Annotated in this window: 18 protein-coding genes; 7 read left to right on the top strand and 11 right to left on the bottom strand. The window is 31.5% G+C overall.

The annotated features are described in order from the left end of the window. Positions 1-144 precede the first annotated feature (144 nt). Positions 145-1320 (top strand): thiolase family protein, encoded by a 1176-nt coding sequence (locus IPK06_11050; protein ID MBK7980506.1) that lies wholly within the window; start codon positions 145-147, stop codon positions 1318-1320. 72 nt (positions 1321-1392) lie between these two features. After that, positions 1393-2247: a hypothetical protein gene (locus IPK06_11045; GenBank protein ID MBK7980505.1), complete on the top strand. Its 855-nt coding sequence runs from the start codon at positions 1393-1395 to the stop codon at positions 2245-2247. Positions 2248-2264: 17 nt separating this feature from the next. Here the strand turns inward: IPK06_11045 and IPK06_11040 are convergent, their stop codons facing one another. The 3 genes from IPK06_11040 to IPK06_11030 form a co-directional block, all read right to left on the bottom strand. Then, positions 2265-2819 carry a hypothetical protein gene (locus IPK06_11040; protein MBK7980504.1) on the bottom strand — a complete coding sequence of 185 codons (555 nt, stop codon included), beginning with the start codon at positions 2817-2819 and terminating at the stop codon, positions 2265-2267. A 177-nt stretch (positions 2820-2996) separates the two neighbouring features. After that, positions 2997-5417, bottom strand: coding sequence for a TonB-dependent receptor (locus IPK06_11035; protein ID MBK7980503.1), 2421 nt, complete (start codon positions 5415-5417; stop codon positions 2997-2999). 175 nt (positions 5418-5592) lie between these two features. Continuing rightward, complete coding sequence (locus tag IPK06_11030; GenBank protein ID MBK7980502.1) at positions 5593-7773, bottom strand: carbohydrate binding family 9 domain-containing protein; 2181 nt, start codon at positions 7771-7773, stop codon at positions 5593-5595. A gap of 367 nt (positions 7774-8140) precedes the next feature. On the opposite strand from IPK06_11030, the gene IPK06_11025 reads away from it, so the two are divergent. After that, positions 8141-8395, top strand: a complete 255-nt coding sequence (locus IPK06_11025) for a hypothetical protein (protein MBK7980501.1) — start codon at positions 8141-8143, stop codon at positions 8393-8395. 67 nt (positions 8396-8462) lie between these two features. Here IPK06_11025 and IPK06_11020 read toward each other — a convergent pair whose 3' ends face one another. Genes IPK06_11020 through IPK06_10985 form a run of 8 tightly spaced genes read right to left on the bottom strand, consistent with a single transcriptional unit; the run spans position 8463 to position 16618 of the window. Continuing rightward, complete coding sequence (locus tag IPK06_11020) at positions 8463-9218, bottom strand: tetratricopeptide repeat protein (GenBank protein MBK7980500.1); 756 nt, start codon at positions 9216-9218, stop codon at positions 8463-8465. A 6-nt stretch (positions 9219-9224) separates the two neighbouring features. Beyond that, positions 9225-11039 carry a protein BatD gene (locus tag IPK06_11015; GenBank protein MBK7980499.1) on the bottom strand — a complete coding sequence of 605 codons (1815 nt, stop codon included), beginning with the start codon at positions 11037-11039 and terminating at the stop codon, positions 9225-9227. Positions 11040-11048: 9 nt separating this feature from the next. Continuing rightward, a complete protein-coding gene (locus tag IPK06_11010) occupies positions 11049-11783 on the bottom strand; it encodes a tetratricopeptide repeat protein (GenBank protein MBK7980498.1) in 735 nt (244 codons plus the stop codon). Then, the gene (locus IPK06_11005; protein MBK7980497.1) at positions 11773-12825 is read right to left on the bottom strand and encodes a VWA domain-containing protein; all 1053 of its coding nucleotides are present in this window, start codon (positions 12823-12825) and stop codon (positions 11773-11775) included. Before IPK06_11005 ends, IPK06_11010 begins: the two co-directional genes overlap by 11 nt. Before the next feature lie 4 nt (positions 12826-12829). After that, positions 12830-13825 carry a VWA domain-containing protein gene (locus IPK06_11000; GenBank protein ID MBK7980496.1) on the bottom strand — a complete coding sequence of 332 codons (996 nt, stop codon included), beginning with the start codon at positions 13823-13825 and terminating at the stop codon, positions 12830-12832. Further along, a complete protein-coding gene (locus IPK06_10995; protein MBK7980495.1) occupies positions 13815-14759 on the bottom strand; it encodes a hypothetical protein in 945 nt (314 codons plus the stop codon). The genes IPK06_11000 and IPK06_10995 overlap by 11 nt, the downstream gene beginning before the upstream one ends. Beyond that, on the bottom strand, positions 14753-15628 hold the full coding sequence (locus IPK06_10990; GenBank protein ID MBK7980494.1) for a DUF58 domain-containing protein: 876 nt from the start codon (positions 15626-15628) through the stop codon (positions 14753-14755). Before IPK06_10990 ends, IPK06_10995 begins: the two co-directional genes overlap by 7 nt. 6 nt (positions 15629-15634) lie before the next feature. Next, a complete protein-coding gene (locus IPK06_10985; protein ID MBK7980493.1) occupies positions 15635-16618 on the bottom strand; it encodes a MoxR family ATPase in 984 nt (327 codons plus the stop codon). Positions 16619-16913: 295 nt separating this feature from the next. Here IPK06_10985 and thrA point away from each other — a divergent pair, with 295 nt between their 5' ends. From thrA to thrC, 4 genes are all read left to right on the top strand, one after another. After that, positions 16914-19370: a bifunctional aspartate kinase/homoserine dehydrogenase I gene (thrA, locus tag IPK06_10980; protein MBK7980492.1), complete on the top strand. Its 2457-nt coding sequence runs from the start codon at positions 16914-16916 to the stop codon at positions 19368-19370. 2 nt (positions 19371-19372) lie between these two features. After that, positions 19373-20419, top strand: coding sequence for an aspartate-semialdehyde dehydrogenase (gene asd / locus IPK06_10975; protein MBK7980491.1), 1047 nt, complete (start codon positions 19373-19375; stop codon positions 20417-20419). Further along, positions 20412-21341: a homoserine kinase gene (locus tag IPK06_10970; GenBank protein ID MBK7980490.1), complete on the top strand. Its 930-nt coding sequence runs from the start codon at positions 20412-20414 to the stop codon at positions 21339-21341. The genes asd and IPK06_10970 overlap by 8 nt, the downstream gene beginning before the upstream one ends. Positions 21342-21430: 89 nt before the next feature. Beyond that, positions 21431-22729, top strand: coding sequence for a threonine synthase (gene thrC / locus IPK06_10965; protein ID MBK7980489.1), 1299 nt, complete (start codon positions 21431-21433; stop codon positions 22727-22729). Positions 22730-22734: the final 5 nt, after the last annotated feature.

Genomic DNA, 22734 nt, shown 5'->3' with positions numbered 1-22734 from the left:
TCTGATTTCAGATTATTTATAAATTAAAATGTTTAAATGAAATTACAAAATGAGGTAATAAAAATCGAATTAATTTCTTGTAAATATTTCTTTCAAAGATTAATATATGTTTATTAAAAAAAGAAAAGAGGAAATATGAATCATATAAGAGAAGTTTATATAATAGATGCAGTAAGAACACCAGTTGGTTCCTTTATGGGCAGCTTAAGCACTTTACCGGCAGTAAAATTGGGAAGTATAGTTATTAAAGCTTTAATTGAGAGAAATAAGCTTAATTATAATGATGTTGATGAAGTTATTATGGGTAATGTTATACAGTCCGGTGAAGGACAAGCACCGGCAAGACAAGCAGCTCTTGGTGCAGGATTAAACAATTCAGTTCAGTGTATGACGATAAATAAAGTATGCGGTTCAGGACTTAAATCAGTTATGCTGGCTTCACAGGCTATAGCGCTTGGTGATGCCGAAACTATAATTGCAGGTGGAATGGAATGTATGTCGCAAATTCCATATTATATTAAAAACATTCGTAATGGATATAAAATGGGAGATCAACAATTAATTGATGGCTTGCTGGATGACGGTTTAGTTGACGCGTATGATAAAATTCATATGGGAAATATTGCGGAAATTTGTGCGGATGAATATAAAATTACCAGACAAGAGCAGGATGACTTTGCAATTGAAAGTTATAAAAGAGCATTAAAAAGTATAGAAGAAAAAAAGTTCGCGAATGAAATTATTCCAGTTGAAATACAAACAAAAAAAGGAAATGTTATTATTGATACCGATGAAGATCCTCAAATAGTAAATTTTGAAAAATTAAAAACACTAAAACCCGTATTTAAAAAAGATGGAACGATTACAGCTGCGAATGCTTCTTCAATTAATGATGGAGCTTCGGCAATTTTACTTGTCAGCAAAGAAAAAGCGGAAATGATGAACCTAAAACCAATTGCAAAAATTATTGCTCAAAGTTCCGCAGCAAAAGACCCTAAATGGTTTACAACCGCTCCAATAGACGCTATAAAAAAAGTATTGAATAAAGCTGATCTAAAAATTGAAGATATTGATTTATTTGAAATCAATGAAGCGTTTGCAGTCGTCTCACTCGTTGTAAATAAAGAATTAGGTTTAGATTCCGCGAAAGTAAATATTAAAGGAGGAGCCGTGGCATTGGGTCATCCTATCGGAGCAAGCGGATCAAGAATATTAACAACTTTACTCCACTCACTTAAAGAAACCAATTCAAAATACGGATTAGCATCATTATGTATTGGCGGAGGAGAAGCTTCAGCTTTGATAGTTGAAAGAATGTAAAATATTGTGTTTTGTAATTAAACCCATATATAAATTTAATTGTCGAATTTATATAAATTTTTGGTTAACGGTATGATAAAGTACAATTTTGCAAAACTCATCTTAGCACTGATTATTATTTCGGTTATAAGCTGCTCTGAATTAGAATTAAAAAGTAAATGGAATGAAAAAGAAATTTCTATAGACGGTAAAAAACAAGATTGGGAAGGTAACCTAAATTATTTTGATGATGAAAAAGTCGCGCTTGGTATTACAAATGATGAAGAGAATATTTATATATGTCTTTTAACTTCGGACAGATCAAAAGTAATGAAAATTTTAAATAATGGTTTTACTATTTGGTTTGAATCTCCGAACAATGATAAAAACAATTTTGGCGTGCAATATCCCATAAGAAAAGAATTCAGCGGTAAAATGGAAATTGTTCCGGAAATGAAAGATAGAAATGAGTTTGGTCAAAAAAATAATAGTCCAAGTAATGAAGGTAAATTTGAAAATAAATTAATTGAAAAATTTAAAGCGGAGCAGGATGAAATATTAATTGTTGATGATGAAAATTTTCCGCTCAATGTTTATAAGCTAAAAAATGATTCCGGCTTGGAGGTTTTTGTAAATATTGAACAAAATCAATTAGTATACGAATTAAGAATTCCTTACGCTCAAAACATTAAAAACAAAATTTACTATGATGCAGAACCAAACGATGAAATCAATTTAAGATTTGCGTCTGGTGAAATTGAAAAACATGATTTTATTGATCGGGAAGGAGGCAAAAGAGGAGGAATGAGAAATCCCGATGGCGATACGAATGAAAGAGAGTTCTCTCAAAGAGCAAGAAAAGGTGAAATGGGTGAAAGACCTGGAATGAATGATATGATGAAGCCAATAGAATTTAATGTAAAGATTCTATTGGCTTCCAAAAATTGAATTTGATTTACAAAGAATTAATTTAATGCACTTGTAGGAACATCAACGGTTCTCATTGCATTAAAAGTTCCAGTAATTGTAATTTCGGCATCAGTAGTTGCATTGTATAGTTTACCAGTAAAAGTACCAGAGACTTTTCCACCAACAGAGCCATAACTTGATATAGTAACTGATCCGGAATTATCTTTCCAGAAATAATATTTTCCAGTTTCACCGCTTCCAGATGTAAGAGTTATTCCATTTCCTTGACCGGATTCTACTTCTTTAAAGTTGTAAGTACCGGATTTCCCTCCATTTACATAAATTAACATTTGAACATCTTCGTTAAATGAAACATTAACTACAGTCATTTGAGAAACAGTAGCATAAGTCGCAACTGAAGTTTCAACAGTAAGTGATTTGTTAGACCATCCATCGCCATTAATAGTTAGAGTTGTACCTGAAGAATTTTTATTATCATCATTATCAGTTGGATTGCTATCATCTCCGCATGCAGAGATTATAAATAATAAACTGGCTACTAAAAATAGTTTTAAAATATTTTTGTTTGTAATTTGAATTAGTTGTTTCATAATTTCTCCCTAATTTATTTTTATTTAATATGAATAATGATAAAATAAATAATACCGAAATAAAATATTACAATATACAACACATATTTGTAATATTAAAATAGTCTTAGAAATGAATAGAAATATTTTAATAAATCAATATTTACTTAAACGATAATCGAAATAAATGCATGAGAGTTAAAAATCCTCTCCACCGCCTTCCATTTCCATTCCGCCGCCTTCTTTATCTGAGCGATTTTTTGATTTGTAGTTGTTAAAATTAAATCTAAGGTTTAACATTACAACCGGGGATTCCATCACAAATTTATTATATCTATAAAAATCAATTGATTGAGAGGTTGATTCTCTTTTTCCTGTACCAAGTAAATCTCTGACTTGCAAAGTTAAAGCAAGCTGTTTATCAAAAAACATTTGTCGGAATGCGGCACCCGCCATAACAAAATCTTCTTGTCTACCTTGAGCAGAAACCGTAGGACTATTATAAAACAAATTCAACTGTAATTGAGTTGACGGTCCAAAATTAATACTATTGTTTAATCTTGTATTCCAATTAAAACTTTCCCTATCAAATTTAGTTTCTTGAATTTCACCAACGATTTTATAATTATAAATATTACCCATTAAGTTTACATTCCATATTTTTAATGGATCGAAATTAAACATTAGTTCACTTCCGAACGAATAATCCTTCCCAATATTATCGACCGCTCTTAATGTTATATCTTCGGAATATGCTGTTTGGTAGAATTCAATTTTATTATTATTTATTCTGTAATATAATTCTGCGGATAATAAACTTCTATCGAACATTTTTTGATAGCCAAGTTCGTATGAATCAATATATTCAGGTTTCAACGCGGGATTTCCTTGTCGTACATTATAAGAATCCATCCAAGTTAAAAACGGTTCAAGTTCCCAACCCCTAGGTCTTTGAATTCTTCTTGTATAGCTTGTCATTAATTGATTTTCAGAATCAATTTTATAAGAAAAATGCGCTGAAGGAAAATAGTCCCATTTATCAATCGCAAAGTCCTCATTGGTTCTATTTAGTTTTATAAGTCTATCTGTGTATTCAGTCCTTAATCCTAATTGAAATCCAAAATCACTTATTTGGTTTGAATACATAGAATAAATTGCGTGTACATTGTCATCGTAGGTTACATCTTTTCCGAAAAGATCTTGTATTTCAAAATCAGAAGTTAATGAATCATAAAGAAAATATTCATTAACATCATTTGAGTAATCCAAATCTGAACTATAACCGGCTTCAAATTTTGACGCTTCTGAAATTGGATAAGAATAATCAACTTTAATTCTAAATGATGAAGAAGGTCCTTTTTCTGTTTGCTCCTGACCGTCAATAATAATCTTATTCAAATCATATTGTTTGTATGATGTAAATTCATCTGTATTACTATGCTGATAAATTAAATCTGCTGTTAAAGTGTGTGTTTTACTTTCAAAATTATGATTATAATTTAAGCCTGCGCTATAATCATAACCGCCTCTTGATCTATCGCTGACGGTTGAATAATTAAATTCCACCGGATTAATAACATTCCAACGAGAATAATTTTGAGAAGAGCCGTTCGTTCCATCACGGTAACCATAACGTCCGTTTAGTGTAAAAAGGTCATTATCAGTTAAGCTGTAAGCAACAGAACTCTTTATACCATAATTTTCTCTGCCATGATTTCCATTTCCATCAGAAGAACTGTAATACTTGTTTCCGTTAAATAAAGTCCAAGTTTCGGAAATATTTTCACCTTCCATTAGATGTTTACTATAATCTAAACCTAAACTAAAATTAATTGGATCACTTTTGGATTCAAAAACTGCGTCTGCACCGTATCGCGTTCCATTTCCTCCATTTAAATTTGCAATTCCGCTTATTCCTTCCAGTGAATTTTTCTTTGTGATAATATTGATAATACCCGCGGTTCCTTCCGGATTATATTTTGCCGAAGGATTTGTAATAATTTCGATATTTTCAATTGTACTTGCGGGAATATTCTGAAGTGCTTCATTTGATTCTAATATGGTTGGTTTTCCATCAATCAAAACAGTAAAATTGGAACTTCCTCTTAGACTTACATTTCCATCAATATCAACTGTTACGGAAGGAACATTTTCTAAAACATCTACCGCATTTCCAGAAAGGGAAGTCAATTGTTCGCTTACGTTTATTACTTTTTTATCTATTTGGTATGAAACAGCAGCTCTTTCTCCGCTAACAACAACATCTTTTGTATTAAAAGATTCGGCTTTTAATAATATATCGCCTAATTCAATATTTGTCCGCGGACCAATTTTTAAATTTTCTATTTTAGTTGTTTCGTAACCAATAAAACTAATTTTTAGAAAATATTCACCGGGACGGACATTAGAAATTATAAAATTACCCTCGGCATTTGTAACGGTACCGTTTGACTGCGTGCTGTCTTTTTGACTGAATAGTATTATATTAGAATATTCCAAAGCAACTTTCGCATCTTTATCAATCACTTTCCCTTTAATTGAATTTTCTAAATTTCTTTGTGAAAAAATTTGTGAGTTAACCGACATTAATAGAAGAACAAAAAGTATAAAATTTTTCATGAAGATTTTTTTCCAAAAATTTTTAATATTCGTTAGACAAATAGAATTAAAAAAGGTTTACAATAAAACTGAATTTGTAAAAATAGATATTATTATAATGTGATTTACTAAAATCTACTAAATAGAATTTTAATTAAAAAACATTTCTTAATATTATTCATTCGGGGGAATAAAATTAAAAATAGTATAAATATTTTACTTTAAAAACACCGGCTCTATTTTTAACGTGTAATTTTCTATCCAACAAATTGTTATTAATATCGTAACGATCGCTTCTGTCTTGTACATCGTTCACAGCCAAATAGATCCAGCTTTTAGGCGAAAAATTATATGCAAACAAAAAGCCTATTATCAACTGCTCCAATTTATCCGTTGATTTTACAAATACATTATCGAAATACATTTTAATATTTAGATCGTTAATTGGGGTAAGTGAAAAATATGGCCTTGCATTCATTGTAATATCTTCAATTTTATGTTCGGGATTTCCTTCAATGAAAAAATTAAGCGCGGTTCCAACATTTAAAAAGTTCAGAACATTCCAATTAAAGTATGTTTCTGCCCATGAATAAAAAGCCAAATATTCTCTTGAAAAATTATAAGTGTTTGTATACCCCAAATTTAAATTTGCATGCCACTTGGGTGAAATATCGAACCATGAACTTAAGCTTGCGCTGTATGAAGAATAGTAAATTTTTTGGTCTTTTGATTTTCCAGCATCAAGATTAATTTCAAATCCCCAATTATTTCTAAAATTCATATTATACCCCAAAACGCCGCCGTAATCGGTATAATTATCTATTTTTTCCCAACCTAAATATCCGCCAAAATACAGCAGAATTGCATTTATCGGACCCTCATTAAATTCCCAGCGGGGGCCGGTTAAACCGACTGAATTTGATGTCCCGCGCCAAGGTACATAACCAATTTGATCAATATCAAATTTATTTCCAATGTATCTTGTTCTAAAAAGATTAAGCCAATTTTCCATAAATTGTGTATATCCGGCAGATACCGCATAATCACCTTCATCATTTTTAAAAGAACGGGCCAATTGATATGCAAGTTGCCAGTTTGCACCTCTAAAAGCGCCGTCAACATCTAAAACACCGTTGTCTTCATTATTACTGTGCTTTCCTACAAATAATAATCCAACAGAAGAATTTTCCAAAATTTGCTTTTTTATTCTAGCCGAACCGAAAACAGCATTATCTTCTGTTAATTTTTCGCCGTCATTTTTATAATTTGTTTTACCTGTTTGAGCAAAGAAACCACCGTATTCAAAATCATCGTATCTTCCAAAAACTCTTGTCCCAATTTGCAGTGGTACTTCTGTTCCATCAGGCAGCAGCTTGCCGATTCTTCTGGAATAAAAAAGTTCCAAAGGTCTGTAAAATCCTGAATTGTTTTGTCTTCCGGAGGGTGAAAAAACTTCACTTCCTTCGGTAAAAAACGGTCTTTTTTCTTCAAAATAAGATTCATACCTTGAAATATTAAAATCAAACGGATCAGCTTCAATTTGAGCAAAGTCCGGATTTGCGGTTAGCTGAAATGTTAATGCTTGTGAAGGATTATAAAAAATATCAATTCCTGCGTCAAGATCGACGTCGTATTTATCATTTTTTAAGTAAGTAGCTTTTGAAATTCCAACAGGATAAATTTCTAAATTTAATCCGTCAATTTTTGGCGAAAAGTCATTTAAATTTAATACGCCGAATTTAGAAATTCTTTGACCTTCATTTTGCTCATACTTTCCCCAATAAATATCTTCGGAGTCTATCGGACGCCATCTATCAAAATCCAATCCCCATTTTTTGAGTGTTTTATCGTATTGAATTGATTTGTAAGGTATTTCCATTTCAACTACAAATCCCCAATTATAAATTTTAGAATCGGCAAACCAAATACCATCCCAATTGTAATCTCTATTTCTCGCGTCATCAAGTAATCTGCAGTCTACTCTAACTCCGCTTGCAGAAACACCAAATTTGTAAGCGGTTCTTTTATCGCCAAATGTATCTATCATAAAAGAAACAATATCTCCGGAAAATTCATCCAATTTGCCAGTATAATTTTGAATATTTTCAATTTCATCATAGCAAATCATTAAACAATAAATTGAATTTTCGTTGGTAATGACTTTTGCGGTTGTTTTTCTTTTTGGCTCTACTGAATTATAAGGCAAAAATTCTATAAAATCAGAAACAGAATCAGCTAAATCCCATGAATCATCAATATATCCATCGACTTTTATTTCTTCTTTTATGAAATTTAGATTTAATTCCTTTTCTGAGCTTTGTGCGGTGAGAAATTGAAAACAAATAATAAAGAGAATTCCCGTAAATTTTATTTTCATCAAGATACCTGATTATTCATGCAAATTGGACGTAAAACTAATTTATTTGTTCAATAATATTATTAAGGAAAAATAAAATTGTGAATGGCTTGAATTTGTTTAAATCTAAGTTCATTATCGGAAATTATTTAAAGAGTTTTTTAAATTCATTTCTCTTCATGTTTTTAGGCAATAAAATCGAAAGTTCAGAAATATCAAAAGTTGGAGTTGATTCATAATGAAACACAAAAATGAGATTTTACATTTTGATACAATATAAAATTGAATAAAAATTGCGAATTTGAATCATTTTATGGCTTTTTGGTATTGGCACCAAACTTGAAAAGTAAAAGGAAATATCAAAATAGAATACTCAAAAGGAGCCAAAATGATTTACGAAGCAGAAAAATTTGACTGGACAATAGATAACAGAGGAAGCAATAAATTAAACCATAATTTATATAAAACTCCTCAAGGAAATATCTATTATCACAGATTAAAATTTAATAATACTGACGAAGAAATCATTTCGCAAGTAAATCCTGATGTAATTTGGGCATTGGAATTCGATGAATCAGTAATTAAAAAATATTACTTACAATCAAGAAATTGGTTAACTAAAGAGTATCAAAAAGCTTCTTAATATCTGTTGAAACAAAAAAAGCTTCTTAATAAATCAAAGGGTCTTTAATTAAAGATCCTTTTTATTTTTAAATCTCTTCAAAACTCTGATTTGGCAGCCAGCCTACTTTTCCATCTGAAAGTTTAATCTTTGACCAATTATCAACTTTGTCTTCAATCTCAAATTTAATTCCTTCATGAATAACAAAAGCATCACTGCTTTGTATATCCGGTGAAATTTTAGTTGAAATAACGGATTGAATTAAAATTCCATTATTAAAATTCATTTCTCTGTTTATGCTTGAGATAAAGAGAATAATGGATAAAAAAAGTAAAAAAATATTAATAAAGCCGAAAATTAAAGCGAATTTTTGTAACTGAAGGTTTCTTATTAAAAAATAAACTCCAATGCACACGAGAAATAAAAGATAAAAAATAATTATAATTATCTGCCAGGTAGCTGATGTAAAAAGAGACAATAAAATATTCCACCATTGGATAAAAAACAATGTCGGGATATCTTGAATTTTATCGACGGTTCTTGAGTTTGCGATTTTAAGATTATAAGCTGCATCTTCATTTGAAGGAGAAATTTTCAATGCTTTTTCATAATATAAAATTGATTTTCCCAAATGTCCTATTTTAAAGTACGCGTTTCCTAAATTGTAGAACAAATCGCCGCTGATATAACCTTGTTTTAAAATTGACTCATAACTCGTAATTGCTTCATTATATTGTTTACTTTGATAAAATTCGTTTCCCTGTTTCATAATTGTTTCTAAATCTTGAGCGGAAGAATTAGAAACGACTATAAATAATGCAATTATCACTAATAAATTTTTCATATTAAATTATTTTTTGATATGAATTGAACTTTCTAATTTTTCAATTATTCCTTCAACTCCATTGAACAAAGTTTTTCCGCTATCACTGCCCACGGCATTAGGAGCGAATCTTGCAAATTCACATTTTTCTGATATTTTTTTTAATCCGGCAATAAAATTATCGTCAATTTCAAAAGTCTTTAATTTTTCAATTGCTCTATCCAAAGTAAACTCAGCTTGTTGAATACCCAACTTATCACCCAAATAACCAAATAATGCGGCGGATAAGTTATTGTAATAGGCGCCTAAATCATTTTTTTCCAAAGATAAATTTGCTTCTTTTAATTTCAATTTGGAATTTTTCAAAGCCTTTTGATAGCGCATTAAATATAAATTTCCGGCTAACTTTAATTGCTTCTTATTTATAAATATCAAAGTAAATAATGCTCCGAGCGGAAGTATCAATCCTGCCCAAAATAAAACACTAATTCTAGCAATTTCTTCTTTTTTAATAAAATTTGACGGAGAGTTAACAATATATCTTATATCTTCGTTGAGTAATTTTACATCTTCCTTAGAATAACCCGTCGCATTTTGAGCATAATTTCCAGTTCCTTCTTTAACATTAACAGTAAATGGCTCTGATTTTAGCGTAACATATTGGTCTTTATCGAGATCAAAATAAGTAAATTCCAAGGGTGAAATTTCTTTTACGCCCGGAATGCGAGGAACTATAAGAAATTCAATATCTTTTCTACCCGATATAAGATTTGACCTAAAAATTTTCTCGCTTGTTTTAGGTTCGTATTTTTCAAATCCGGCAGGAAAGTTAATTTCGGGTAATTTTAACAACGCAATATTTCCGGTCCCGGATATTTTTGCTTTTACCGTGATTGCTTCATTTTGTTCAACCGATGTTTTATCGAGTTCCACTGAAAAGTCAAATTTACCAACCGCGCCCGAAAATGAATTTGGCGCGTTTTCCGGTAACGGATCAACATTTATAGTTAAACTATTAGATTTTGCGAGATGATCAATTGTTTCAGTTCTCCCAAAGAATGAATCATTGAAAAAGTCGTCAAAAATATCATTTCTATTTCTTTTACTTTTAACAATTACGGGAATTTTCAATTCAAATGGAGTAAGAACTAAGTTACCGCTTTTTGTAGGAAATAAAGCTGCTTTCTTGATAACCGCGGCTCTATATCTTTCTCCGTTATACATTTCTATGCCGAATTGTATATTCTGTGAAGTTTCCAGATCCTCCGACCAAAATCCGTTGAATGTTGGGAGTTTGGAAATTTGCGGAGAAGAGATATTTAGCTTTGTATAAAGTTTATATGAAACCGTTAATTGTTCACCCTGTTTAACTGAAGTTTTATTTGGAATTGCTCTGATGAATACATTTTTATTCAATTCTTCTTTGCTGATTCCAAGCTGTTTGTCAATGTTTTGACTCGTCGCAGTTCCTTGTACAACATTTATAGTGATTGGATTTGTCGTGAGTTTACTTCCGGCATAATCAACAGAAGATGAGCCTACTTCCGCCGTACCCAAATCCGGAGCAACCGCAATAAAAGAATAGGTTATCGATCCCGAAACTTGTCCATTTATTATCTGCATACTGCGCGATTCATTTGGTCCGCTAAGTATTTTTAATCCCTTAAAACTTGGGGTTCTAAAATTGTTTAACTTGCCAAGATCACCATTTTCGAAAGTAAAATAAATTTGGAATCTTTCATTTTGCCCGACCGTAGATTTATCGACGCTGACTTCAAATTTTTGTGCAAATAAACTTGAAGCGATTAAAAAAATAAGAGGGAAAAAATAAAATTTTCTCATACTATTATATTACCAGTCTTTTTCAACATTTGACTTTCTAACCTTTTGCTGTCTCATTTTTTTCTGCAGTTCAGCTTCGTTATTTTTTAACGCGTCAAGAATCCTTTGAGCCTCATCTTTAGAAATTTCATCCTTAGGTTCCGGTTTCTGCTGCTGATTTTGTTGATCTTGTTTCTGCTGATCTTGATCTTGTTTTTGATCTTTCTGATCTTTGTTCTGATCCTGTTGATCTTTATTTTGATCCTGATTTTGATTCTGATCTTTATTTTGTTGATCTTGGTTCTTATTATTCTGATTTTGTTGATTATTCTGTTGGTTTTGCATTTGTTTTATTGCATATGAAAGATTGTACTTTGTTTCCATATCGCTTGGATTAAGTTTTAACGCTTCTCTATAAGCTCCAATACTTTCTTTTAATTTTTTGGCTTTTAATAGTGAATTCCCAATATTATGAAAAATCTTTGCTTTATCAGTATCCGTTTTAGCTAATGGAAATGAGTTTTTAAATTCTTCTATTGATTCGTCAAAACGTCCTTGTTTGTAAACCGCATCGCCTAAATTAAATCTTGCTTCAAAATTTTCAACGTTTGATTCAATGCCTTTTTTAAAATTGGTTTCGGCGTCGGCATATTTATTTTCCTCATAAGCATTAACTCCATCATTTACCAAACCGCGCGTGGATTGTGCAAATAATGAAGAACAGCTTATCGTAAACCCAAATAAAAGGAAATATTTAGCTTTCATTTTCAGAAACTTCTTCCTGCTTTTCAAATTTAGCAAATAATTTTGATTTTCTTTCTTTAATAAATATTTCGGCAATAAGAATTAATAAAGCCGGTATTAAAAAGTAATAATATCTGTCTTCATATTCAGTAATTTTTGTTGCGCCGTATTCAGATCCTTCTAGATTAGCAAGATTGTCATAAATCATTCCCAATTCATCATCTGTATTGGAGCCTTGATAGTATTTTCCGTTTGCTTTGCTTGTAATTTCTTGCAGTGTTGTTTCATCAAGTTTAGTGAGTACGATATTTCCCGAAGCATCTTTTTTATATCCAACCTGCGCGCCGTCGCTGCTGTAAACCGGAATTGGAGCTCCCTGCGGTGAGCCTAAACCTATTGCATAAATTTTTATATTTGAATTATTAGCCTCTTCAATTGGAGTATCGAGTTCGCCTTCGTGGTCTTCACCGTCTGTTATAATAACAATTGCCTTTTGTGTTTCTTCATCTTTTTTAAATGAATTAAGCGCAAGTTTAATTGCCGGACCAATAGCAGTACCAGGCTGCGGAACTGAATTAACACTTACGGCAGAAAGAAACAAATTTGCAGCCGCGTAATCCGTTGTTAAAGGAAATTGAATAAATGCTTTTCCAGAAAACACAATTAAACCGATTCTGTCGCCTTTAAGTTTTTGAATCAATTTGGCAATATCATGTTTTGCTTTTTCCAATCTGCTTGGTTTAATGTCTTCCGCTTTCATACTCAATGAAACGTCTAAAAGAATGTAGACATCAATACCGACTTGTTTTACTTCTTCAATTTTAGATCCAATCTGCGGATTGGCTAACGCTAAAATCAATAATAGGATTGACAAAATAATTAAGCTGTTTTTAAAAATAATTTTAAATTTGCTTCGCATAGGAAATAAAATTTTATGCAATTTAACATTCGCAAATTTTTCCAGCAGTTTATTCTGATTTCTAATTGTATACCAAATCAAACCAATTAAAATTGGAATTAGGTATAAAGCATAAAGATATTCGCCGTGTGCAAATCTAAACATAATGTTATGGTAATTTTTTCAAATAAAGTTTTGAAACAAATAATTCTGCTAAGATAAATAATAATCCAAGTCCTAACCAATTATAAAAAAGCTCTTTTGCTTTCCTATAGCTTGTAACTTCAATTCTTGTTTTTTCTAACGTATCAATTATTTTATAAATTTCTTCCAACTTTTTATTATTTGTTGCTCTAAAATATTTTCCGTCTGTAATTTTTGAAACTTCGTTAAGAACTTTTTCATCAATTTCCACCGGAACCATTTGATATCTTTTGCCGAACGGTGTTTGAAATGGATATGGAGCTTCACCCATTGTTCCAACACCAACCGTGTAAACTCTAATACCGAATTTTTTCGCGATTTGAGCGGCTGTTATTGGATCAATTTCTCCGCTATTATTAACGCCGTCAGTTAATAAAATCATAATTTTACTTTTAGCTTCGCTGTCTTTCAAACGATTTACACCGTTTGCAATCGCGGTTCCAATTGCAGTACCGTCCTCAATCATTCCGCTTTGAATATCTTTTAGCAATCCGCGCAAAACTGGATAGTCAATTGTAAGCGGACATTGAGTAAAGCTTTCGCTAGCAAAAATAACCAAGCCGATTTTATCCGTTGTTCTTCCGGCAACAAATTCATCAATTACATTTTTAGCGGCATCAAGCCGGTTTGGTTTAAAATCTTCGGCCAGCATACTTCCGGAAATATCTAATAACATTGCAATATCAATACCTTCAGTATAAACATTTTCTCCGGAAGAGAATGTTTGAGGTCGTGCTAAAGCAACTATTAAAAGCGAAAGTCCAATAAGTCTTAATAATATTGGTAAATGACGCAGTCTCTCTTTTAATGTTTTATCGAGATCGCTGAAAATTTCCAAGTTAGAATAAGTAATTGCCGCAGATCTTTTTCTGTTTTGTTTCCAATACCAAAAAAGTATTAAAGGAATAATAGCAAGAAGATAAAGTAAATAAGGATAAGCAAATATAATGTTATTGAACACGGCTTACTCCCATTTCAAATTCATCTTCCTTTTTGGTCTTTTGTACAATATCGTAAGCTTGATTCATCATTTCATCATTTACGGTTGCAAGTGGAACAAATTTTGCGAATTTAACCATATCCGCATTTTCCAAAAATTTCCTAGAAGTATCAATCATTTTCTGATTGTCCATAACCCGGTTTAGAATTGAGACGGTTTCGGAAGTCGTCATTTCAAGTGAATTAAAATTATATCTTTCCTCAAAATATTTTCTAATTATCTCGGTAATCTCGGAATGAAATTCTTTAACTAAACCTTGTTGCCATAATTTTTTTGATTTAAGCGAATCCAATTTTTGAAGTGTTAAAATATGTAAAGGCAATGCCGGAACTTTTCTGATTTCTCTAACTTCTTCTTTTGGTTTATGATATTTTTTATACAAGAAATAAGCCAAAGCGGCAAGTAATAATAAAACTAAAACTAAAATTGACCAAAAAAGCCAATCGAATGGAATTCTAATCGGCGCTTTTACGTCTTTAATATCAGCCGATGGATTTACTTCCAAAGTATGAATAAATACTGTAACCGGATTTGTATTTATAATTTTGGGATCGGTATTATTTCCGACGAAATATGTTATTGGAATAGGCGGAATAGTAACCGACGTTGAATCATAGCCGGAAAGTATATAATTAAAATTATGAATATTCTTATCTTCTTCTTGTGTTGCCGGAAGTGATTTTACAACCTCCAAAGGCGCAAGCTGGTCAGTTAATTTTGGCGGAATTACGCGTATTCCTTCGTCAAATTCAACGCTGATTTTATACTTTATATAATCGCCGACGAGATAATCGGAAGTATCGGTTGCCGCAGAAGCCTTTATGTTTTGAGCAAACAAACTACCGGAAATCAGGAATAAGTAAAATAGCAGTATTATCCGAAAAATTTTTACCATCTTTTCTCACGCAGTTTAAAGAAATCAATAAGTGGTTTTACATACGACGTTGAAATATCAATTGGAATTGTATCAACTCTGCTTTTTAAAAAAAGATTATTTTGGAAATTTTTTCTTTCCTGCATCTTCATTTTAAAATGTTCTTGAACCATTTTATTGCTTGTATCCAAATATCTGATTTCTTCGGTTTCGGAATCTTTAAATTTTAAAAGTCCTGCGTCAAGTAAATTTTTTTCTCTTGGATCTTCTAAAATTATACTAATCAAATCATGCTTTTTGCTAATGATTTTAAGAATATTTTCATAACCTTTATCAATAAAATCCGAAATTAAAAACGCAATGGTTTTCTTTTTAATCGAATGATTAAAATATTCCAAAGCTCCTTTTATATTTGTTTTATTTCCTTGAGGTTCAAAAGAAAGAATTTCTCTTACAATTCTTAAAATATGACTTTTACCTTTTTTGGGCGGAACAAATTTTTCAATTTCATTTGTAAAAAGAATTAAACCGACTTTATCATTATTCTTCATTGCAGAAAAAGCAAGAATTGCGGTTAATTCAGCCGCAATCTGCTGTTTGGTTTTTTCAACACTTCCAAATACAAGCGAACCGCTTAAATCAACCAACAGCATTAATGTCAGTTCACGTTCTTCTTCAAATATTTTAACAAACGGATGACCGAATCTGGCGCTAACGTTCCAATCTATACTTCTAATATCATCGCCGAATTGATACTCGCGAACTTCGGAAAATTCCATTCCTCTTCCTTTAAAAACGGAATGATATTCTCCGGAGAAAACTTCATTTACAACGCCTCTTGTTCTAATTTCAATTTGGCGTACTTGTTTTAAAATTTCTTTAGTAAGCATTATCTACTATGGAACTTCAACTTTATTTAATATTTCTTCAATTATATTTTCCGAAGTTATTTCTTCGGCTTCTGCTTCATAGGTTACGGCAATTCTATGACGTAAAACATCATAACAAATTGATCTAACATCTTCTGGCACAACATATCCTCTTCGTTTAAGGAATGCATTTGCTCTTGCTCCCAATGCTAAATTTATTGTAGCTCTGGGTGATGCGCCGTAACTAATTAAGTTTGATAATTTTGTTAAACCGTAATCGTTTGGTTTTCTTGTTGCAAAAACAATATCAAGAATATATTTTTCAATTTTTTCATCAACATAAATATCATGTATTAAATTTCTTGCTTTAAGAATGCTGTCTATTTTTATAACGGGATTTATTGCTGCCGGTTTTGATCCAACATTTCTATGAAGGATTTTCATTTCATCTTCACGGGTAGGATAAGTTATTTTTACCTTTAACATAAACCTATCGACTTGTGCTTCAGGCAACGGATATGTTCCTTCTTGTTCGATTGGGTTTTGTGTCGCGAGTACCAAAAATGGTTCCGGTAATTTAAAAGTATTTTGTCCTATTGTTACTTGTCTTTCCTGCATTGCTTCGAGTAATGCACTTTGAACTTTAGCTGGAGCTCTGTTTATTTCATCTGCTAGAATGAAATTAGAAAAGATTGGACCTTTCTTAATTGAAAAGTTTCCTTCTTTCTGGTTAAATATCATTGTTCCTATTAAATCTGCCGGAAGCAAATCGGGTGTAAATTGAATTCTTTGGAATTTGGCGTCCATTGAATTTGCCAAAGTATTAATTGCCAATGTTTTTGCCAATCCGGGAACACCTTCCAATAGAATATGTCCGTTTCCAAGAAGTCCGATTACCAATCGCTCAACCATTTCTTTTTGACCGACAATAACTTTTCCAATTTCAGCTAAAAGAACATCAATGAATTCACTTTCTTTACTGATTTTTTCGTTTAATTCTGTGATCTCCAAAATAAAGTCCCTTAAATTATTTTAAGAATTGTAAATTTTACAATGTTGTATTCAATAAGTTTCAGTAAGTTTTTAAAATTTCGATTTTATACAAAATCCAAATATAGTGAAAATTGTTAGAAATCGAACAAAATGATTTTTTCATCATATAGAATTTTTTAGAATATTGAATGAATACGATGTTATAAATATTCAAATAAATTAAATTTTCCATCTCAATTTGTAATTAAAATATTGTTCTTAATGATGTTAATTTATATAATACCCGATTGTTTATGAAAATTTATGCAAAATTATGAAAGTATTAAAATTTGGCGGAACTTCGGTTGGTAATGCGGAAAGAATTTCTCAAGTTATCAATATTATAGAAGATTATAATTCAAAAAATATTAAAATTGCGGTTGTTTTTTCCGCATTCGGTGGAGTTACGGATCAACTTATTGATCTTAGCAACAGAGCTTTAAAAAGAGATGATTCCTACCTTGGATTATTTCAATCATTACGTTTAAAACACTTGGACGCGTTTGATGTTTTAGTAAATCATTCTAAAAAGAACTCAGCTCAAAAACATATTACGGATCATTTTGATGAGTTAAATGATATCCTAAAAGGAATTTACCTTTTGAGAGAACTTACTCCCAGAATTTTAGACAATATTTTAAGTTATGGAGAAAGACTTTCAAATTTTATAATTGCAGAAGCTATTAAAAGTAAAAAAATTGAATGTGAATATTTAAACGCAACCAAAATTATTAAAACTGATAACAACTTCGGTAATGCACATGTAAATTATGAACAGACAAATTCAAATATCGTAAAATATTTTAAAGCACATCAGTTAATGCAAATTGTGACCGGATTTATCGGCTTAAATGAAGAAGGCGAAATTACAACCTTGGGAAGAGGCGGTTCAGATTTTACGGCTTCAATTATCGGTTCTGCATTAAAAGCCGAAGAAATAGAAATTTGGACAGACGTAAACGGAATTTTAACGGCTGATCCAAGAAAAGTGAAAGAAGCAATTCCATTAAAAGCTGTTACGTATCAGGAGGCGATGGAAATGTCGTACTTTGGCGCTAAAGTAATTTATCCACCTACAATGCAGCCTGCGTTTGATAATAATATAAAAATTAGAATTCGAAATACTTTCAATACTAATTTTAAGGGAACTGTTATACTAGAAAAACAGCCCAAAATAAAATTCAGCGCAAAAGGGATTTCTTCTGTTGATAATATAACTTTGCTGAGAATCAGCGGAAGCGGACTTTTCGGCAACGAAGGAATTACTTCGAGAATATTTGATTCCTTAGCCGATGAAAAAATTAAATCTTTAATGTTAACGCAAGGTTCTTCCGGATTAAGTATATGTATCGCGGTTCTTCCTGATGAAGGTCAAAAAGCAAAAAGCGCGATTGAAAACGCGTTGCGTTTAGAAATTTTTGACGGAAGAGTAAGGGAAATTACAGCTGAAAAAAATCTTTCAATTATCGCGGTTGTTGGCGAAGATATGCGTCACACTCCGGGAATATCGGGAAGAGTTTTTGAAGCATTGGGTAAAAACGGTATCAACATTATCGCAATTGCTCAGGGTTCATCCGAATTGAATATTTCTTGCGTAATTAAGAATGAAGAATTGTCTAAAGCTTTGAATGTTCTGCATGATTCATTATTTCTTGCCGAAAGAAAGGTATACAACATCTTCTTGGTTGGAATTGGATTGGTTGGCAGCGCGTTATTAAAATATATAACCGATAAAAAAGACTTTCTTAAAAATGATAGGTCTATTGAACTAAGAGTAATTGGTATTGCAAACAGTAAAAAAATGCACTTTGATTTAAGCGGGATTGATGTAAATAATTGGGTAGATATTTTGGAGAAATCTAAAACCAAATCCGACATATCGAAATTCGTTGCAGAAATTCAAAAATTAAATTTGGCAAATTCAATTTTTATTGATTGTACGGCAAACGAAACCGCAATTCCTTTTTATGAAGAAATTCTTAAATCAAACATATCTATAACTACACCCAATAAAATCGCAAATACAAAAGAATTAGATTTTTATAAAAAGTTAAGACAAACATCGCAAAAGAAAAATGTAAAATTTCTTTATAGTACAAATGTCGGCGCTGGCTTACCAATTATTTCTACAATTAAAGATTTGGTTAACAGCGGCGAGAAAATAATTAAAATAGAAGGTATTCTTTCGGGAACTTTAAGCTACTTATTTAATTCATTTGTTGAAGATAAAAAATTTTCCGATATTGTTAAAACGGCACAGGAAAGCGGTTATACCGAACCGGATCCGCGTGACGATCTTAACGGTTTGGATGTCGCACGAAAATTACTGATTCTGATAAGAGAAATTGGTATTGACTTTGAGCTGAAAGATATTGATGTTGAAAATTTAGTTCCCGCAAAAGCAAGAAAAGTTAAAACTATTGAAACGTTCTTCCAAATTTTGGAAGCCGCCGATTCAGACTTTGAAGCAAGAAAAATTTCCGCAGTTAAAAATAAATCAGTTTTAAGATATATTGCTTCTTATGAAAATAATAAGGCAACTGTAAAACTTGTTGAAGTTGATCAAACACATCCGTTTTATAATCTTAAGGGAAATGACAATATAGCGGCAATAACAACAAAAAATTATTCCACTCAGCCTTTAATAATTAGAGGAAGAGGAGCCGGCGCGGAATTTACCGCTTCAGGAATTTTTGCGGATATTTTAAGAATTATTAATTACTTAGGTTGAAAATGAAAAAAATACCAGTTGCAATATTAGGCGCAACAGGAAGTGTTGGACAAAAATTCATAGAGCTTTTATCCGATCATCCTTGGTTTCAAATTTCTGAACTTGCGGCTTCGGAAAGATCTTCGGGTAAAAAATACAAAGATGCAACAAAATGGGTGATGGCTTCTCAGCTTAATAAAACAATTGCTGATATGGAAGTAAAAGCATGCGAGCCAAATTTAAATTCAAAATTAGTTTTTAGTGCATTAGATTCTTCAGTCGCCGGACAAATAGAAACCGACTTTGCAAACAAAGGATACTTTGTAATTTCAAACTCTAAAAACCATAGATTTGATAAAGAAGTTCCCTTGCTTATTCCCGAAGTAAATTATGAACATTTGGAGTTATTGAAAAATAAATCTGGCGGAATTGTTACAAATCCAAATTGTTCAACAATTGGAATGGTTATGGCTCTTAAACCTCTGCATGATGCGTTTGGAATAGAAACGGTTAATGTTGTAACAATGCAGGCAGTTTCTGGAGGAGGATATCCGGGAGTTCCAAGTATGGATATTATTGATAACGTTATTCCATATATAAGCGGCGAAGAAGATAAAATGAAAACGGAACCATTAAAAATTTTGGGTAAACTAAATGGTTCGGAAATAGAATTCGCAGATATTAATATTAGTGCGCAATGCAACAGAGTTTCAGTCATTGACGGTCATTTAGAAAATGTTCAAGTTAAATTTTCTAAAAAACCTTCCAAAGAAGAAATTGTAAAAGTTTGGAAAGAATATAAATCGTTGCCTCAAATACTAGATTTACCATCTGCTCCTAAAATTCCAATCCATTTTTTTGAAGAAGATCATTTACCTCAACCGAGATTAAACCGAAATTTAGAAAATGGAATGGCTGCTTCCGTTGGTCGTTTGCGCGAATGTGAAATTTTTGATTATAAATTTGTTGTGCTTTCGCACAATACAATTAGAGGAGCCGCAGGAGGAACAATTTTACTTGCAGAATTATTGAAAGCGCAAGGATATTTAAACGGAATTATTAATGAATAAAATAAAAGTCTTTGCACCCGCTACAGTTTCTAATGTTGGCTGCGGTTTTGATACAATTGGTTTTGCCATTGATAAACCCGGAGATATTGTTTCGTTAAGTTTACGAAATGACGGAATTGTTAAAATTAAAAAAATAACGGGAGACAACGGAGTTCTTCCTTACGCTATTGAAAAAAATACAGCTACCTACGGTTTAATGGAAATGCTTAGAATATTTGGCGATAAAAAAATAGGCTTGGATATTGAGATACACAAAAAAATGCCGATTGGTAGTGGACTTGGTTCAAGCGCAGCAAGTTCTGTTGCCGCAGTATACGGAATGAACAGATTATTAAATAATCACTTTAATGAAATGGAAGTATTAAACTTTGCCGTTTTGGGTGAATCAATTGCAAGCGGAGCAATACATGCCGATAACGTAGCGCCATCATTGTTTGGCGGATTTGTTTTAATTAGAGATTATAACCCAATAGACGTAGTTAAACTTCCGGTTCCTAAAAATTTATTTTGCACGGTATTATATTCTGAAATTGTTATTGAAACAAAACAAGCACGCAAATTAATTAAAAAAAATATGCCGCTTAAAAAAGCTCGTAAACATTTTGGTAATATCGGAACTTTAGTCTCGGGTTTATACGAAGGTGATTTAGATAAAATTGCAAGATCAATAGAAGATGAAATATCAGAACCGGCAAGAGCGGTATTGATTCCGAATTTTTATGAAATTAAAAAGGCTGCAATAAATGCCGGTGCTTTTGGCTGTTCCATTTCCGGATCCGGACCTTCAATTTTTGCTTTTTCCGGTTCTCTTGATAACGCAAAAAAAATAGGTTCAGCAATGAAAAGAATCGTAAATAAATCAGGAATCAAATCAACTTTATATATTTCAAAAATAAATCCACACGGACCAAAAATAATTTAATAATCATTTCTGTTATTCCCGGTTTCTCCGGGAATCCAGAGCTTTAAATTGATTTTCGATAGTAATATTCGGAAATAACTAATTGAGATATGCAATACTACAGCACGAATAATAAAGAAAACAAAGTAAGTTTTAAGCAGGCAATTCTGCAAGGATTGGCAAACGATAAAGGTTTGTTCATGCCAGAAAAAATTTCGAGATTGCCTGAAACATTTTTTAAAAATCTGTCACATCTTACTTTACAAGAAATCGCTTTTAAAGTCGCAAGGAATTTTATTGAAGATGAAATTTCCGAAAATGAATTACATTTTATAATTGAAAATTCAATTTCATTTGAAGCTCCCATTATTAAGCTTTCTGACGATCTTTCCATACTTGAATTATTTCACGGACCAACTTTGGCTTTTAAAGATTTTGGCGCCAGATTTATGGCAAGAACAATGGAATATTTTCTAAAAGGATTAAATAAGGAAATAACTATTCTAGTTGCTACATCGGGTGATACCGGAAGCGCAGTTGCAAATGGATTTTTAAATGTTGAAGGAATTAAAGTATTGGTTTTATTTCCAAGCGGAAAGATAAGTAAGATACAAGAAAAACAAATTACCACATTAGGCAACAATATTACGGCAGTTGAAGTCGAAGGAACTTTTGATGATTGTCAGCGTTTGGTTAAGACCGCATTTGTGGATGAAAATTTAAAATCAAAAATAAATTTAAGTTCGGCTAATTCAATAAATATTGGCAGATTGATCCCGCAGTCGTTTTACTATTTTGAAAGTTACAAACAAATTGAAAACAAAGATCAAAAAATAGTTTATTCAGTTCCAAGCGGTAATTTGGGAAATTTAACAGCGGGACTTTTTGCCAAAGAAATGGGACTGCAAATAAATAAATTTATTGCAGCCACAAATAAAAATGACGTTTTCACAAAATTTATTGGTGAAGGAAAATTTTTGCCCAAAGCTTCGGTTGAAACTTTGTCAAACGCAATGGATGTAGGTGATCCAAGTAATTTTGCAAGAATTATCGATCTTTATAAAAATGATCACAAGGTAATTTCGGATTTAATTTTTTCAAAAAGTTTTTCGGATGAGGAAACATTAAATAAAATTCAATATTTATACGATAATTTTAAATACGTAATTGATCCGCATGGAGCTGTCGGTTGTTTGGCTTTTGATCAATACAAAAATACAATAAACGAAAATGTATCCGGAGTTGTTTTAGAAACTGCGCATCCGGCAAAATTTATTAATGTAATTGAAGATAATTTAAATATTATTCCTGAAATTCCTGACCGATTAAAAAGTTGTCTAAATAAAATTGGCAATACAATTAAAATTTCTAATCAGTATAAAGATTTAAAAGAAATTTTACAAAACTAAAATAT

The organism is Ignavibacteriota bacterium (assembly GCA_016713565.1).
In the GTDB taxonomy this organism is placed as follows: Bacteria; Bacteroidota; Ignavibacteria; order Ignavibacteriales; family Melioribacteraceae.
Note: the sequence above shows the minus strand (reverse complement) of the source record. Positions and strands in the feature narration are given on the sequence as shown.